The 15,387-nt window shown below is 66.5% G+C and carries 12 protein-coding genes and 1 pseudogene; 8 read left to right on the forward strand and 5 right to left on the reverse strand.

What is annotated here, in order from left to right; all coding sequences use genetic code 11:
- Positions 1–73: 73 nt before the first annotated feature.
- From ACYOEI_RS29330 to ACYOEI_RS29355, 6 genes are all read left to right on the forward strand, one after another.
- Positions 74–5,122, forward strand: coding sequence for a type I polyketide synthase (locus tag ACYOEI_RS29330; protein WP_462853221.1), 5,049 nt, complete (start codon positions 74–76; stop codon positions 5,120–5,122).
- Complete coding sequence (locus ACYOEI_RS29335; RefSeq protein WP_462853222.1) at positions 5,119–5,409, forward strand: acyl carrier protein; 291 nt, start codon at positions 5,119–5,121, stop codon at positions 5,407–5,409. The genes ACYOEI_RS29330 and ACYOEI_RS29335 overlap by 4 nt, the downstream gene beginning before the upstream one ends.
- 53 nt (positions 5,410–5,462) lie before the next feature.
- On the forward strand, positions 5,463–6,314 hold the full coding sequence (locus ACYOEI_RS29340) for an alpha/beta fold hydrolase (RefSeq protein ID WP_462853223.1): 852 nt from the start codon (positions 5,463–5,465) through the stop codon (positions 6,312–6,314).
- A gap of 120 nt (positions 6,315–6,434) precedes the next feature.
- Positions 6,435–7,202, forward strand: a complete 768-nt coding sequence (locus tag ACYOEI_RS29345; protein WP_462853224.1) for an SDR family NAD(P)-dependent oxidoreductase — start codon at positions 6,435–6,437, stop codon at positions 7,200–7,202.
- A 147-nt stretch (positions 7,203–7,349) separates the two neighbouring features.
- Positions 7,350–8,138 (forward strand): class I SAM-dependent methyltransferase, encoded by a 789-nt coding sequence (locus ACYOEI_RS29350; protein WP_462853225.1) that lies wholly within the window; start codon positions 7,350–7,352, stop codon positions 8,136–8,138.
- Complete coding sequence (locus ACYOEI_RS29355) at positions 8,129–8,971, forward strand: methyltransferase domain-containing protein (protein WP_462853226.1); 843 nt, start codon at positions 8,129–8,131, stop codon at positions 8,969–8,971. The genes ACYOEI_RS29350 and ACYOEI_RS29355 overlap by 10 nt, the downstream gene beginning before the upstream one ends.
- Positions 8,972–9,395: 424 nt before the next feature.
- Here ACYOEI_RS29355 and ACYOEI_RS29360 read toward each other — a convergent pair whose 3' ends face one another.
- Positions 9,396–9,980: a hypothetical protein gene (locus ACYOEI_RS29360; protein ID WP_462853227.1), complete on the reverse strand. Its 585-nt coding sequence runs from the start codon at positions 9,978–9,980 to the stop codon at positions 9,396–9,398.
- 437 nt (positions 9,981–10,417) lie between these two features.
- Between ACYOEI_RS29360 and ACYOEI_RS29365 the strand changes: the two genes are divergently transcribed.
- Together ACYOEI_RS29365 and ACYOEI_RS29370 are read left to right on the forward strand one after the other, a co-directional pair.
- Positions 10,418–11,542 carry an ABC transporter permease gene (locus ACYOEI_RS29365; RefSeq protein ID WP_462853228.1) on the forward strand — a complete coding sequence of 375 codons (1,125 nt, stop codon included), beginning with the start codon at positions 10,418–10,420 and terminating at the stop codon, positions 11,540–11,542.
- On the forward strand, positions 11,535–12,212 hold the full coding sequence (locus ACYOEI_RS29370; RefSeq protein ID WP_462853229.1) for an ABC transporter ATP-binding protein: 678 nt from the start codon (positions 11,535–11,537) through the stop codon (positions 12,210–12,212). The genes ACYOEI_RS29365 and ACYOEI_RS29370 overlap by 8 nt, the downstream gene beginning before the upstream one ends.
- Before the next feature lie 20 nt (positions 12,213–12,232).
- On the opposite strand, the gene ACYOEI_RS29375 is transcribed toward ACYOEI_RS29370, so the two are convergent.
- From ACYOEI_RS29375 to ACYOEI_RS29390, 4 genes and pseudogenes are all read right to left on the reverse strand, one after another.
- Positions 12,233–13,042 (reverse strand): endonuclease/exonuclease/phosphatase family protein, encoded by an 810-nt coding sequence (locus ACYOEI_RS29375; RefSeq protein WP_462853230.1) that lies wholly within the window; start codon positions 13,040–13,042, stop codon positions 12,233–12,235.
- A 129-nt stretch (positions 13,043–13,171) separates the two neighbouring features.
- On the reverse strand, positions 13,172–13,744 hold the full coding sequence (locus ACYOEI_RS29380) for a WD40 repeat domain-containing protein (RefSeq protein WP_462853231.1): 573 nt from the start codon (positions 13,742–13,744) through the stop codon (positions 13,172–13,174).
- Positions 13,684–14,367: a WD40 repeat domain-containing protein gene (locus ACYOEI_RS29385; protein WP_462853232.1), complete on the reverse strand. Its 684-nt coding sequence runs from the start codon at positions 14,365–14,367 to the stop codon at positions 13,684–13,686. Before ACYOEI_RS29385 ends, ACYOEI_RS29380 begins: the two co-directional genes overlap by 61 nt.
- A 214-nt stretch (positions 14,368–14,581) precedes the next feature.
- Positions 14,582–15,181 (reverse strand): annotated as a pseudogene (locus ACYOEI_RS29390) (RNA polymerase sigma factor); the annotation flags it as partial.
- Between the last annotated feature and the right edge of the window lie 206 nt (positions 15,182–15,387).

Genomic DNA, 15,387 nt, shown 5'->3' on the forward strand with positions numbered 1-15,387 from the left:
CCGGAGGGCCGCACGACGCCGGATCGCTGCCCTCGAGGTCCCTCGCCCCTCGGGTGCGTTGGAAGGTATCGCGATGAAGAAGACCGGACGAGCGCTCGACATTGCGATCGTGGGACTGGCCTGCCGGTTCCCCGGGGCCGGGGACGCCTCGGCCTACTGGGAGAACATCCTCTCCGGCCGCGACTGCACGGGCGACGTCCCCCCCGGGCGCTGGGATCCGACGGTCTTCGTCGACCCGTCCTCGACCGCGAGTGACCGCGTCGCGACCCAACGCGGGGGATATCTCGACGACCCGATCGAGTTCGACCCCGCGCTGCACGGGATCATGCCTCTCACCGTCGCGGGGGGTGAGCCCGAGCAGTTCCTGGTCCTCGACGCCGCCAGGGCTGCCCTCGCCGACGCCGGGCTCGCCCAAGGGGTTCCGGACGGCCGCCGCGTCGAGGTCGTCATCGGCCGGGGCAACTACTTCAACCGGGGGAACCTGGCACGACTCCAGCACGGGCGGATTCTCGCCCAGACGTTGGCGATCCTTCGGACGCTCCACCCCGATTGGTCCGATGCGGATTTCGAGGCCGTGCGGGCCGACCTGAAAGCCGGGCTCCCCCCTTTCAACCCCTCGACGATCCCGGGCCAGGTCACCAACGCGACGGCGGGCCGGGTCGCGAACCAGCTCGACATTTCGGGGGCGAGCTACGTCGTCGACGCCGCCAGCGCCTCGTCGCTCGTCGCGCTCGACCTCGGGGCCCGGGCGCTCGTCGGACGTCGGGCCGACCTGGCCCTCGTCGGCGGCGTCTACCTCTCGTGCGACGTCGACTTCCCGATGGTCTTCTCCCAGCTCGGAGCCCTCTCGAAAACAGGGTGGGCGCGGCCGTTCTCGGGCGAGGCCGACGGGACCGTCCCGGGCGAAGGGGTCGGCGTCCTCGTCCTCAAGCGGCTGGCTGACGCCGAGGCGGACGACGACCGGATCTATGCGGTCCTCAAAGGGGTGGGGCTGGCCAGCGACGGCAAGGGGCCGGCCCTCTCGTCCCCGAGCGCCCGAGGACATGCTCGAGCGATCCGAAGGGCCTATCGTCGAGCGGATATCGATCCCGCGACCGTCGGGTTCGTCGAAGGGCACGGTCTCGGCGTCCCCGCCTCCGACCGCGCCGAGCTCAAGGCCCTTCGTGCGGTGTTCCCCCCGACACGTTGGGGCCGGCGCAGCCTGGGGGCCGTGTCTGCCCAGATCGGACACGCGATGCCTGCCGCGGGCATGGCGGGCCTGATCAAGGCCGCCCTCAGCCTCCAGAACCGGGTGATCCCGCCGTCGAGCCCCGTCGACGCCCCGAATCCGCTCCTGACCGGCCCGGACAGTCCTTTCGCCCTGAACTCGGCGCCTCGCCCCTGGATCCGAGCCGACGGGACACCCCCGAGGCGGGCCGGCGTCAACGCATTCGGCTTCGCCGGGATCAGCGCCCACGCCGTGCTGGAAGAGCACTCTCGCTCCGCAGACGGGCCGAATCCCGCGCACCAGCCCCGCTGGGAGACCGAGGCCATCTTGCTCTCGGCCTCGGACCGCACGCGCTGGCTCGACCTCAGCCGGGCGTTGCTCGACTGGCTCGACCACGAGCCGAACCTCCAGGTCGATCTCAAGGACCTGGCCTACACGATCAACACAGACCCGCACCCCGGCCCGATCCGCGTCGGGATCGTGGCCGCCTCGCCGCTCGAGCTGCGCGACAAGCTCCGCCACCTGGTCAAGCGCCTTGAAGATCCCTCCTGCCGATCGGTCCGAGACGCCCGAGGGGCCTATTTCTGGGAAGAGCCCCTGGCGCGGACGGGCTCCCTCGCGTTCCTATTCCCCGGCGAAGGGTCCCAGTATCCTCGGATGCTTGCCGACCTTTGCCCGCACTTCCCCGAGGTCCGCACGCTCTTCGACACGGCCGATCGGATCGCACTCGAACAGGGTAAGGACCGGCTCCCGAGCGACGTCCTCTTCGGACCCCAGGACCCCGGCGACGCGGAGCTTTGGGAGGTCGGGACGGCCGTCAACGTCGTCCTCTCCTCGCAGTGGGCCCTGCACCAGTTGCTCCGAGGGCTCGGACTTCGCCCCGACGCCGTCGTGGGCCATAGCAGCGGCGAGTTCCTCGCCTTGGCGTCGGCGGGTGCGATCTCGGTCGACTCTATTCTCGAAGCCAGGCTCGGCGAGCTCGGCCTGTTGATCGAGAGCCTCGATCGTTCGGGGATCGTCCCCGACGCCAGCTTGCTCGCCGTGGCCGCCGGACGTGAGAAGGTCGAGTCGGTCTTCGGCTCCCTTGGCGCCGAGTTGGCCGTCGCCATGGACAACTGCCCGCACCAGGTCGTCCTGGCCGGTCGCCCCGCCGAGGTCGACGCCGTCGCCGCCACCTTGCGAGGGCAGGGGGTGATGTGCGAAAGGCTGCCGTTCTCGCGGGCGTACCATACGTCGGGTTTCGCAGGGGCTCTCGGGCCCATCCGCTCGTTCTACGATACGCTTACGCTCCGGACGCCCCGTGTCCCGGTTTATTCGTGTGCGACGGCCGGCCGGATGGAAAGCGACCCCGAGCTCATCAAGCAGGTCGCGGTCAACCAGTGGGCGATGGCCGTGGAGTTTCGGTCGACCGTCGAGGCGATGCACCGGGACGGTGTCCGGATCTTCGTCGAGGTCGGGGCGCGCGGTAACCTGACGGGCTTCGTCGAGGACACGTTGCGAGGTCGCCCCCACTTCGCCGTCGCGGCGAACCTCCCGAGGCGGTCGGGCCTGACCCAGTTGAACCACCTGGTGGCGTCCCTTTTCGCCCAGGGTGTCGACTTCCATCCCGGCCACCTCTACCGAAGGCGGAGCCCGACGCGAATCGACTTTTCGCAAGACCTTCCAGCCAGGTCGAAAGGTCCGGCGCTCGCGGTCGGCTTCCCCGAGATGAGGCTCTCGGCCGAGCTCGTCGAGACGCTCCGCAACCGCTCTCAGCCAACCCTGGACCGACGGCCGACGACCCTCGCCTCCGATGATTACTCTGCCGTCCACGTTGAGCCCGGCCGCAACGGTCACGCCCATGACCCCGAAGGGCACGACCCGGCCCAAGTCGGTCGGAACGGCACGTCGACGAACGGCGGACATGCTCCACTCCAGGCGGCTCCCATCCCCTCCGAGCCCTCCGCCCCACCCTCGGCAGCCTTCCGCGCCGAGGCCATGATGGCCCACTTGCGGATGATGGACGAGTTCCTGGAGACGCAGCGACAGGTCATGGGGGCGTTTGCCGCCCGACATGGCCTATCGGCACCACTCGACCCGTCGATGTTCGGGCCGCACGCGTCGACCGAAGATCCTCCGCCGTCGGTGACGGTGGGCCCCTGGATCGGTGAGATTCAGTCACTCGATCCGGGACGCTCGCTGGTCGCTCGGCGGAACCTCGAGGTCGACGGCGATCCTGTGGGAGAGAACCACACGCTTGGGGGACGTCGGGTCTCGGCGCTCGATCCCGAGCGGAAGGGCCTCCCCGTCCTCCCGTTCACGGTCATGGCCGAGATGCTGGCCCAGGCGGCGGCCCCGCTGGTCCCCGGCCGGGTGGTGGTCGCGTTCCGGGATCTCCAGGCCCATCGCTGGATTCGGTACGAAGAGGAGCCGGTCCCCCTCGAGTTCCGGTCGGAGTGCGATCCCGAGCGCCCGGACGAGGTCCGGGTCCAGATCTACAACCGGAGCCCCTACGCGACGAGTCGGCTCGGGGGCGACGGCCCTGTCGTCGAGGGGACGATCGTCTTCGCGGACGCCCGACCTCCGGCTCCGCCTGCGCAGCCGTTCACGCTCGCCGATCCCGGTCCGTGCCGGTTCACGGCGAACGAGCTGTACGACGATCAATGGCTCTTCCACGGCCCGGCGCTCCAGGCGATCGTTCGAGTTGGCGAGTCGTCCCCTTCGGGCATCGAAGGGACCTTGAAAGTCCTCCCCAGGCGGGGTTTGCTCCGCCCCTCGGAGCCGCTCGCCCTCCACACCGACCCGATCGTCCTCGACGCCTTCACGCAACTCCTCGGATGCTGGGGGCTCGACAAGATCCCCGGCGGCGAAGGAGACCTGATGTTCCCGCTCCGGGTCGCCGAGCTGGCGCTCTTCGGCGACGACCCCGACGAGGGCGAGCTCGTCGAATGCCGGATCGACGTCAAGGAGATCTCTCGGCATCGGATCCGCGTCGATTCCGACCTCGTCGGACCTGACGGCCGTGTCTGGGCCCGGTTCACCGATTGGGAAGACTGGCGTTTCTACTGGCCGAGCCGATACCGCGACCACTTCCGTCAGCCGGACCGCGAGTTCCTGGGCGAGCCCCTCTTCCTGCCCGGTTCCTCGATGTTCGGAGGCTCGCTCCAGGCCGTCTGGCTCCAGCCCCCCTCCGACATGGCCAAGCCCGTCTGGCGCGATGTCCTGGAGTGGGTGCAGCTCGAGACGCAAGAGCGGCAGGCTCTCCGCGCCCGGCAGCATTCGGATGCGCGTTTCACTCTCGAGCTCTGGGGGAGGATCGCGGCCAAGGAAGCGGTCCGACGGATCTGGGCCGAGCGGGGCGTCTCGCACGTCTATCCCGCCGACCTGGTGCTCGTCCCCGAGCCGACCGGCCGGTTCCGGGTCCGTTCGCTCTTCGAGCCGCAACGGGACGACTTGCCGGATGTCGCCTTCGCCTTCGCCGAGGGGGTTGCCGTTGCGATCGCCGTCGAAGACCCGGACGACCGGGTGGGGATTGCCGTGGAGTCGATCGCCGACGCCGGGTTGTCCTCGGGGCCCGAGATCCTGGAGCTGCGGCCGGGCGAGGATGCTCTCCTCGAGTCGATGGGGGACGATCTCGTCGACCGCGAAGAGTGGTCGGCCCGTTTCGTGTCCGCGAAGCGGGCGGTGATCGTAGCGGTTGGCATGGCCGAGGCCGCGCCGGAGGATGTCGAAGTGATTGGGGCGGATCCCGAATCGGGGGAGCTCGTTGTCCGGCTGACCTCGAAATCTGTGGGTGGCGCCCGAGACGTCCGCGCCACCTCGGCACGGAGGGGCGACTACGCCTGGGCCTGGACGGCCCTCAACGCGATCGAGGCGGACCGGCCTTCGACCGCGACCGGCCGATTCACGGACCATCGCGAGAGGATCCATTCATGAACGACGAGATGCGCGACCAGGTCCTCGCCGAGCTGCGGGACCTTCTCTCCAACTTCCATGGCCGCGAGTATTCGGGCGAGATCGGCCCCGACACCTACTTCTTCGCGGACCTGGGCCTGGCGTCGATCGACGCCGTCGTCCTGGGCGAGACGCTCCAGGCCCGCTATGGCAAGGACCTCCCGTTCGGCGAGTTGATGGCTGAGCTCGGCCGTCGCGAGAACCGGGATCTCTGCATCGGCGAGCTCGCCGACTTCCTCGTCCAGCACATCGCCCGGAACAAGGCATAATATCCTCAAAGCTTCTGTCGACTTCGACCGCGGCCTCTTTGCGAGACACGCCCATGCCGATGACGACCGCCAACGGCCTGACCTTCCACTACCAGCAGGCGGGCACGGGCCCGGACGTGGTCCTGATCCACGGCGTGACCGGCGACCTCTCCATCTGGTTCCTCTGTCGGGCGATCCAGGCCTTGAGCGAGTCGCACCGGGTCACGGCGTATGACCTCCGGGGGCACGGTTACAGCGAGGCTCCCCCCACCGGCTATACCTCCTCCGACCACGCGGCAGACCTCTTCGCCCTGATGGACCACCTCGAGATCGACCGGGCCACCGTCGTCGGCCATAGCTTCGGCGGCGTGATCGCCCTCCACGCGGCGGTACTCGAGCCGAATCGGGTCGAGTCGCTCGTCCTCTCCGACCCCTATTTCCCGGCCTTGAGGCACCTCGAGGACGTCAGCCGCTGGGGCCACTGGCAGAACTTCCGCGAGGAGGCCAACCGGGCGGGCGTGACCCTTTCCGACGAGCACTGGTACGACCTCGGCAAGTTCTTCGACCAGGTCCTCCACCTCGACGGCGAGCGGCTCCTCCAGTTCCGTCGCGAGGTCGGCCTCCCCGCGCTCAACCGCTTGCTGCGACTCGGCAAGACGACGTGCGGCGACGATTCCAAGGTCGAGGCCGGGCTGACCTCGGAGCTGATCCACGGCTTGTCGATCCCGACGCTCGCGCTCTACGGCGAGTTCTCCCCCTTCCTCGCGACGGCCTCGTATCTCGTCGAGAACCTCCCGAACTGCCGCAGTTCCATCGTCCCGGGCGCGAAGCACCGGGCGCCCGAAGAGAACCCCGAGGAATTCCTCCGGCTCCTCTGCGAGTTCGTGAATACCCCATCGAGCCCTGCGCTCGAAAACGCCCGTTGATCCGAGGCCGTTGTCCGTAAGGGCGAATGAGCCGGATGACCTCGTAGCCCCATGAATCAATCCGGGGCCGATTGAAGAAAGCAGAGGCCGATGCAAGGTGGGAATGAGGGGCGGGGGCCCGTGGTCCTGTTGACCGGCGCGGCGAACGGGATCGGCCGGGCGACCGCGTTGGCGCTGGGCGCCCGCGGGTATCGCCTGAGTTTGATCGACCGCGACGCCGGCCCCCTCGACGAAGTCGCGGAGCGTCTCCGGTCGACCGGTGTCCTGGTCTCCTCGAAGCCGGCCGACGTCCGTGACGGCGAAGCCTTGCGGGATGCGGTCTCAGCCCTGGAGGCCGAAGTTGGCCCGGTCGAGGTCGTCGTCGCCTGCGCGGGGGTGGGGGGATTGTCGAGCGCCCTGGACCTCGACCTCGAGGGGTTCCGCCGGATGCTTGAGATCAACGTCCTCGGCGTGGCCCGGACGATCGAGGCGGTCCTGCCGGGGATGTTCGCGCGAGGCTCGGGTCACCTCGTCGGGATCTCGAGCGTGGCCGGATTCCGCGGCCTGCCGTGGATGCCGGGCTACTCGGCGTCGAAGGCCGCCCTGACGACGTACCTCGAAGGTCTGCGACCCTCCCTCAAGCGTCGAGGGGTCACGATCACGACCGTCTACCCCGGCTTCGTCCGTACGGCCATCACCCAGGACACCCCGTTCCGCAAGCCGGTCAAGATGCTCGAGCCGGGCGAGGCCGCCGAGTCGATCGTCCGCGCCGTCGTCCGCCGGCCTCGCGACCACGTCTTCCCCCTCGGCGCGGCGATCGGCATGGGGCTCCTCCTGCGGCTCCCGAACCGCGTCTTCGACTGGATGATGGACCGCGCCGGGCCCGAGGCGTTGACCACCGAGTTTTGAGAAACCGATAAATTTATAAGCATTAATCCGCAGATAACGCAGATGAATTCAAAGGAAAGAAAAATGGCATTTTATCTGCGTGAATCCGCGTCATCTGTGGATAATGCTCCTGTACAGCCCCTCCGTGCCGCTGACTTGGCGTCGTGCTTGGACTGCGGACGAAGGCTCCAGGGGCTTGAGGAGTGCCCGGGCTGCGGTCGACGGTATCCGGAGCGGGACGGGATCCTCGATGCGATTGGTCCGCTCGAAGGGATGAACCGGGTCGCGGCCGACTTCTACGACGGCCCGAACTGGCGGTTGTTTCGCCCCTGGGAGCAGCTCTTCCTTTGGTTCCAGGGGCCCGGGATCGCCCCGGCCAGGCGCCAGGTCCTCCGCCACCTGCCCGCGCGGTCGTTCGCCCGGGTCCTCGAGGTCGGCATCGGCGACGGCGAAAATCTACCCCTCCTCCCCGAGCGTTGGGAGCTCTTCGGCGTCGACATCGCCCGGGGCCGGCTCGCCGCCTGCCGCGATCGCTTCCCGAAGATGGCTGGCCATCTCGTCTGGGCGGAAGGCGAGGCGCTCCCGTTCCCCGACGGCACGTTCGACGCGGTCTATTCGGTCGGCGGGTTCAACTACTTCCGCGACCCGACCCGGGCCCTCCTGGAGATGAGGCGCGTCGCCCGGGAGGACGCCCCGGTCGTCGTCGCCGACGAGATCCCCGACCTCCACCGCTTCGCCCCGGGCCACTTCCTCGGCCTCGGCGAGCTGGACCGGTTCGGCCTCCGCCTCCTGGGGCTCGACCGCGAGTTCGTCGCGATGGTGCTCGATCACGAAGGGGACGTCGACGCTTTGGCACGCGCCGCCTGGCCGGGCCACCGACGGTTCCCGATCTGGAATCGCCTCGGATACTGTTTCGTGGACCCCGACCCCCGGAAAGGACGTCAACCATGGCGTTGACCAAATCGAAGCAAACGCCCGACTGGACCTCGGACCCGAGCACGCTCTCCTGCGTCGACTGCGAGGGGACCCTCGTCGCCGTCAATCACGACGGCCTCGTCTGCTCGGGTTGCGGCCGGAACTATCCGATTCGCGAAGGCGTCCTGGTCGTCAAGGACCAGCCGACCGCCGACAACCGCATCGCCGCCGACTTCTACAATAGCGCGCTCTGGCCCAAGTTCCGCTTCTGGGAGTGGTTCTTCTTCGTCTGCAACGGCGGCGAGCGTCGGTCGAGGAACATCATCCTCGACCACCTGCCCAAACTCGACGGCCTGAATCTCCTGGATGTCGCCATCGGCGACGGAGTCTACCTCGGGTGGCTCCCGACGGATTGGGACGTGGTCGGCATCGACGTCTCGACTTCGCAACTCGCCTCCTGCCGGCGCCGGAATCCGAACCGCGACATGCGACTCGTGCTCGGCGAGGCCGAGGCCTTGCCGTTCCAGGACCGCTCGTTCGACGCCGTCCTGAGCATCGGCGGCTTCAACCACTTCAACGACCCCGAACAAGCCCTCAAGGAGATGGTCCGAGTCGTCCGCCCCGGCTCGACGATCGTGATCTCCGACGAGATGCCCGACATGACCAATCGGATGATCGGCCATCGCCTCGGCCTCCCCGGTTTCGACCGCTGGGTCGTCTCCAAGCTGATGCACCTCGGCGACGACTTCACCGACCTCGTCGAGCGCCATCGCGACATCGACATCGCCGCCATCGGCCAACGAAACCTGAAAAACAGCCACTACGAAACCATCTGGCGAGGCGGCGGCTACCTCATGGTCGGCCAGGCCCCTTGACCTGACGACGAATGGGATGGCCGACGTCGGGCCCGAAACCCTTTCTTTCTCAAAGAATCGGATCGGCATATGGACATAAATCGGAATCGGTGCTGGCATCCGTTGTAGGGGGGCACTGCCCACCGGCATTCCGGGAGGCTCGGTTTAGCCACCCCCACCTTCGAACAACGTGGGCGGATCGCGTGTCGACGGCTTTTCTGCCCTCAGTTATCACCGGGAAAGACTGGTGGGCAGTGCCCACCCCACGGGATTGCCGAAGCACCGATCTCGCCACATGAGCCAAACGGGTTTCTGTCTCGCTCACCCGGACAAACCCTCCCGGCCTTCCCGGAACGTCGTTGATCTCACAGATGAGGTTTCAAATAAGTTGACAAATTTTGGAGCTGATTCGCGTTGCTCCTAAGTCCTCGCCTTGCACGAATCATCAAAGCGACAGTCCCCCATACAGGATCGCCGCGAAGAGGACCCATCCGCATCCCACGACCCGACCGAGGCGGTCGATCCCACTGGCTTCCGGTCGCCAGGGAGGGAGGCCGGTCGTCGGCCAGAGCAGGAGCAGGGCGCAGGTCGGGATGACCCACTTGGGGACATCCACCCTTGCGATCCAAATGAAGTCGATGAGAAGGAACACCCCGACGACCATGCTCGTGCAAACCACGAACCCGGGCTGCCGAAGCAAGGTCGAGTACGCGGGTCGAGGTTGTCGTAGCCGCATCCCGAGTTGGATCAGCATCATGCCGAGGAGCGTCGAGCCGAGAAGACCGAGCGATTCCATGGCGAGTTGCCCGAGGACATCCCTCGCCGTCTGCCCCCAGGTCAGATCGAGCGGCGTCACGTCGAGCAACTTCGGGATGGCGACCCGCCAGTACCGAATGCGCCCCGGGAACCGGGCGAACCAGTCGCCGGTTCGGAGCAGGCTCAACGTGAGGGCGATTCCCGCCATCACAAACAGCCAATCGCCGAGGTTGAACCGTCGCCGCGCGGCATTCTCGACTTCGTTCGAACTCATATTTCACCCCTTTGACTTTCTCCGTCGTTGTTGTTGAACGATCGTAAAAATTGAAAGCGCGTAAAATTAGCGTTGGCCATCACACCCTTTGAATCCTCTCGCCACCTCAGCTTCCCACCTCCGGCCTTCTGATTCCACCCACGAAGGTTTTCCGCGTCTCGTCCCTACTTTCGGTATCCTACCTCCCGACCGGCCTCCTGTTCCCCCTGATGGTCCATCCGTCGTCATTCTGTCTCCTGTGCACCGTCTGATGTCTCCAATCTCCTTTCTTCCGGCTCCTGTTTACTGGCTCCTGTCTCCTGTCCACTCTTCCGAATCTCCCCCTTGAGCGATCCGGGCCGGACCCCGTACTCTAGGGCCTGCTCGGAATGCTGGGCCTTTCCGGAATCCGAGGTGTCTTCGCGCCTTCTGGTCTCAAGTTCTCACTGCGGAGCCTCATGCATTTCACGACGTTGATCGCCAAGAATCTCCTCAGACGTGGGGTCCGGACGATCCTCACGGTCGTCGGCCTGTCGATCGGGATTGCCGCGGTGGTGGCGCTCCTGGGGATCGCCTGGGGTTTCGAGCAGTCGTTTCTGTCGATCAACGAGGCGAAAGGGATCGACCTCGTCGTGGTCCGGGCGGGGGTGAGCGACAAGCTCACGAGCAACCTCGAGGAGGCGCTCGGGGAGAAGCTCCGGAAGGTGTCGGGGGTGAAGGAGGTCGCGGGGTCGTTGATGGACGCCGTCTCGTTCGAGCAGGCGAACCTCGTGAGCGTCCTGATCAACGGCTGGGAGCCGGGGAGCCTCCTCTTCCGGGGCATCCGGCTCCAGAAGGGTCGGACGTTGGCGAAAGCCGACCACCGCGTGGCGATGCTCGGCAGGGTCCTGGCGATGAACCTGGGAAAGGGCGTCGGCGACGCGATCCGGGTCGCGGGAGAGCCATTCCGGGTTGTGGGGATCTTCGAGAGCGACAGCCTCTTCGAGAACGGGGGGTTGATCGTCCCCCGATCCGAGCTCCAACGGATGATGGGCCGTGAAGGGGACGTGACGGGGTTCGTGATCGCTGGGGACAAGAACGACCGCGCATCGGTCGAAGCCTTGCGCAAGCGGGTCGAGGCGGCCGTCCCCGGGATCGCGGCGATCCCCTCGCGCGACTACGTCCAGGGGGACATCCGGATCCGCCTGGTCAAGTCGATGGCCTGGGCGACCTCGGCGGTCGCGTTGCTCCTGGGGTCGGTCGGGGTGCTGAACACGATGATGATGACCGTCTTCGAGCGGACCGTCGAGATCGGCCTGCTCCGCGCCATCGGTTGGCGGCGTCGCCGAATCCTCGCCCTGATCTTCGGCGAGGCGCTCGCCCTCGGCGCGGCGGGGGCGGTCTGCGGGGTGATCCTCGGGGTCGTCGGCGTGAACATCCTCGCGCGGCTCCCCGCGGCGAGCGGCTTCGTCTCGCCCGACTCCCCGCTCGCGGTCATCGTCGTCGGCCTGGCCCTCGGGCTTGGCCTGAGCGTGCTCGGGGGTCTCTATCCCGCACTCCGAGGGGCGGCCTTGCCGCCGACCGAGGCCCTCCGCCATGAGTAACGACTCCAGGCCGCTGCTCCGCGGCGACGACCTGACCCGGACCTACCCCGACGGCGCCGTACACGCGTTGCGGGGCGTCTCGCTGTCCGTATCGCCCGGCGAGTCGGTCGCGATCACCGGCCCGAGCGGCTGCGGCAAGAGCACGCTCCTCCACCTCCTCGGGGGCCTCGACGTCCCCACCTCGGGCGAAGTGTACTTCGAAGGCGATCCCCTCCGTCGACTCGACCTCGACGCCTACCGCTCGCGTCAGGTCGGTTTCGTCTTCCAGTCGTTCCACCTGCTTCCGACGTTGAATGCCGTCGAGAACGTCCAGGTCCCGATGTTCGAGGGCCCCTGGCCCCGCGCCGAGCGTGCCTCACGCGCCGAACGCCTGTTGGAGGAAGTCGGACTCGCGCATCGACGCAAACAACTCCCCAACCGGCTCTCCGTCGGCGAACGCCAGCGCGTCGCGATCGCGCGTGCCCTCGCCAACGAGCCGACCCTCCTCCTCGCCGACGAGCCCACCGGCAACCTCGACAGCGTCGCCCAGCGCGAAGTCCTCGACCTCCTCAGCGGCCTCCGCCACGAACGCAAGCTCACCATGCTCGTCGTCACCCACAGCGCCGAGGTCGCCGACTGGGCCGACCGGATTCTCAAGCTCCGCGACGGGAAGATCGTGTCGGACGGCTGAATCTCTGTTGTTATGGATGTTTATTCGTGCTCAGGGATTTCCAACGTGGCCGCAAGGCCCAGGTGGTCGGATGCGAACAGCGTCGGGTCATCCTGCGAGGGTCGATCGAGGAACACGCCACAGTCGACCACCCGAATGTCGGGGCTGACGAAGATGTAGTCGAGGGTCCCCCGCCAAGAGCTTCCGGGGCGATTGGTGAATGCGCGAAGCAGCCCTCGGGTCACGGCCCCCCGAATCCTCCCTCCGCTTTGGAGTGGCGTCGGGCAGGTGTATTCCGGCTCATGTCCATGGTGAGCCTCGTGGGCCGATACCAGCGATCGCCGCATCAACTCGATCGCCGGGGTCCCCGGCGAACCGTTGAAATCTCCGCACACGACCACCGAAGTCCGCGGATCGAGCCTCTTCACCCGGTCCATGACCCGTTGCACCTGGCGGATTCGCGCGGCATGAAGCCCTGGTGGCCAGTAGTAGTGCCCGTTGATGAAAGCAACCGCCCGTCCCTCGATTCGGACTCGCAGGATCTGGACGGTCCTCTGCTGGCTGAGCAGGTCGAGAACCTCATGATCCTCGGCGGGTAAGCGGCTCAAGATAGCGATTCCCTCACGACCCGCGCTCCACCCGGACTTCGGGCAGACGTGGACCGAATAACCGCCGAGCTCGTCGGCCAGCCAATGCGCGGTACTCCTCCCGACCGGCTCGGTGACTTCCTGCATGGCGATCAGGTCGAGGTCCCTCTCGCGCAAACCTGTCGCGAGCAGGGCTCGTCTCTGATTCCATCGAGACAGGTCGTTCAGAATGTTGATCGTGGCGACGCGGATCGAGTTTCCCATGATTCAATGATCTGGGCTCGGACAGGATATCGAGTGATGATTGTCCTCTCGGCTGTCCCGGATGCTGAGCGCTGATTTTCGTCCAGGGGCTGCCCGAAGAGTGTGGACGGCCTGATGCGTTGGCGACTGTCATGGCCGATTCAGCGTGGGCCTCTTGAACGTCCTCTCGAGGATACCGGTCCGTACGCAGATCGATGCAATCGACTTGTGGTCGCAAAAGACGATGGATTTCCCATCGGGTGAGAATTCGAGCGAATTCACTTCCCCTAATTCCTCTTCCGCGGTCCAACAAAGTCGGCCGGTTCCCGCGTCCCAGAGTCTGACTTCGCTGACGACCTTCGCCTCGTACGCGGTGTCCTTGACCCCCCCGTCCCCACCGCTCGCGATGTATCGGCCGTCCGGGGAGAAGGCAACCGTACGGATCCCCCCGTGGAGCCCTTCCCTGCTCCATCGAATTCGTCCGGTCGATAGGTCCCAAGAAATGAGCTGGCCCGAAGGCCGATCCGCACCGTTCGCGCGATACGCCCCGCCGCCTGCCAGGGATTTGCCATCGGGCGAGAAGGCGACGGTCTGCACTCCGCCTTGGGGAGGTGCGAGAGTCGATTTCAAATCCCCGGTCGAAACGTCCCAGATCCTCGCCTTCAGGGAACCAGCACTGCCAGGCTTTTCCGGTCGGGAGAATAAGCGACGGAAAAGGCCCATTCCCCACGCCCCATGTGGGCCCACTTGAGTTTCCCGGTCTCGGTTTCGAAGAGTCTCTCCTCGAACACCGCCTCGTCTTGCGTGTGTCCGCCGCCGCCGCCAATTGCGATCGAGCTCCCGTCCTTCGAGAAAGCGACCGAGGCGATATCCGCATCGGGGATGGATTGGCGGATCGCCTCGCTCAGCCCCGGGAATGTACGAAGCGGGGTCCCTTGAACCGGATCCCACAGGCGGACGACCGCGTCGTCACCACTGCTCACCAGGGTCTTGCCGTCGGGCGCGATCGTGAACGATCGAACGACCCGCTTCGACCCCTCGAAACTCGCTCGCCGCTCACCCGTGACGGGGTCCCACAGTGAGATCGTGCCACCCGTTCCCGCCGATGCCACCGTCTTACCATCGGGAGCGTAGTCGACCGTCAGCGTTAGATCCTCACTATCTCCCGCGACGGCGTTCACGGTGCTCGTCTCCGGCAATGCGACCCGGGCCGACTTCGAGGGCTTTGCCGGAACGGGTGCCTGCTTGGCCGGCGGCAACCCCTGTGCGAGTAGGCCTGCACCGGCCGTGATGATGCCCATCGCGACGAAGGATGAACTGAAAACCTTGGCATTGGTCAGGAACATGCTCACGTTCGTTCTTCCCATGAATTGCGACTGATGGCGAGACCGAACGCCGAGCCGCGCCGGGTGCAACCAGGAATCGCAACGCGACATGACGTGTAGAAACAATAAGCGCACTTGGGATCGTCGCGGAGATCGCTTCATTCGCACCGATGAGACCCAGCGAACCGGCCGTGGGGGCCAACCCCCGGCGGACGAGCCTCGTTCGAGGTTTCTCTCTCGCCCGCGTCAGGCGACTCTTGATCGTCCCGACGGGGCATCGTAAACACCTTGCCGCTTCCTCGTAGGTGCGGCCCTCCAGGTCGCAGAGGACGATCGGCAGGCGGTAGTGATGAGGCCACCGCTCGACTTCCTCGTGAAGGACCGGGCGGAGATCAAGCGGCGTCCGCTCGGCGATGTCTTCGGACAGCATGACGGCCATTCTTATCTCGGCCTCCTGCCGCCGCACTTTGGCGACCCTGGCGCGCACCGCGACCCGAAAGGCGACCCTGTGAAGCCAGGGCCCCAGAGGGTCTCGCACCCAGAGCGACCTGGCGCGACGAGCCAGGATGAAGAAGATGGCCTGGAACGCATCCTGGGCGTCGTGGTCGTGCCTCGCGACGCTCAGGCACGTTCGAAGGACCATCGGGCCGTGCCGCTCGATGACCGCTGCGAAGGCGAACCCGGCTTCCTCGCCTCGGCGCGTGACCAACCTCTCGAGGAGTTGTCCGTCGGTCAATTCGGCAGACATCCCCACGCTGAAGAGGGTACGGATGTCCTTGAGGGATGTTGTCTCTCGCTCACCTGTCACGGGCTTGGCCCCTTCCGGAACTCCCATCGGGCGAACTCACCCAGTAAAGCCGCCGATCCGCCGGATTGTTCCATCGATCCTGAAATTTTCTCGGTCGTCGCCAATACGCAGAACGGAAGTGATGTCGCCTCGAGCCCAAGGGCAACAGCCTTCGGAGGAAAAGTTGTATCCGAATCGCGGCCCCGTGCCTTAACTATGTGTCGGGATTGCGAAACGCGAGGCGGGAGGAGGCA

The sequence above is a fragment of the Singulisphaera rosea genome, from assembly GCF_054877945.1.

Bases quoted from the DNA above. Each gene is read 5' to 3' on its own strand.
- ACYOEI_RS29375 (WP_462853230.1), bottom strand. From the start codon at position 13,042: ATGGGAAACTCGATCCGCGTCGCCACGATCAACATTCTGAACGACCTG.
- ACYOEI_RS29385 (WP_462853232.1), bottom strand. From the start codon at position 14,367: ATGTTCCTGACCAATGCCAAGGTTTTCAGTTCATCCTTCGTCGCGATG.
- ACYOEI_RS29365 (WP_462853228.1), top strand. From the start codon at position 10,418: ATGCATTTCACGACGTTGATCGCCAAGAATCTCCTCAGACGTGGGGTC.
- ACYOEI_RS29380 (WP_462853231.1), bottom strand. From the start codon at position 13,744: ATGGGCCTTTTCCGTCGCTTATTCTCCCGACCGGAAAAGCCTGGCAGT.
- ACYOEI_RS29340 (WP_462853223.1), top strand. From the start codon at position 5,463: ATGCCGATGACGACCGCCAACGGCCTGACCTTCCACTACCAGCAGGCG.
- ACYOEI_RS29335 (WP_462853222.1), top strand. From the start codon at position 5,119: ATGAACGACGAGATGCGCGACCAGGTCCTCGCCGAGCTGCGGGACCTT.
- ACYOEI_RS29370 (WP_462853229.1), top strand. From the start codon at position 11,535: ATGAGTAACGACTCCAGGCCGCTGCTCCGCGGCGACGACCTGACCCGG.
- ACYOEI_RS29360 (WP_462853227.1), bottom strand. From the start codon at position 9,980: ATGAGTTCGAACGAAGTCGAGAATGCCGCGCGGCGACGGTTCAACCTC.
- ACYOEI_RS29355 (WP_462853226.1), top strand. From the start codon at position 8,129: ATGGCGTTGACCAAATCGAAGCAAACGCCCGACTGGACCTCGGACCCG.
- ACYOEI_RS29330 (WP_462853221.1), top strand. From the start codon at position 74: ATGAAGAAGACCGGACGAGCGCTCGACATTGCGATCGTGGGACTGGCC.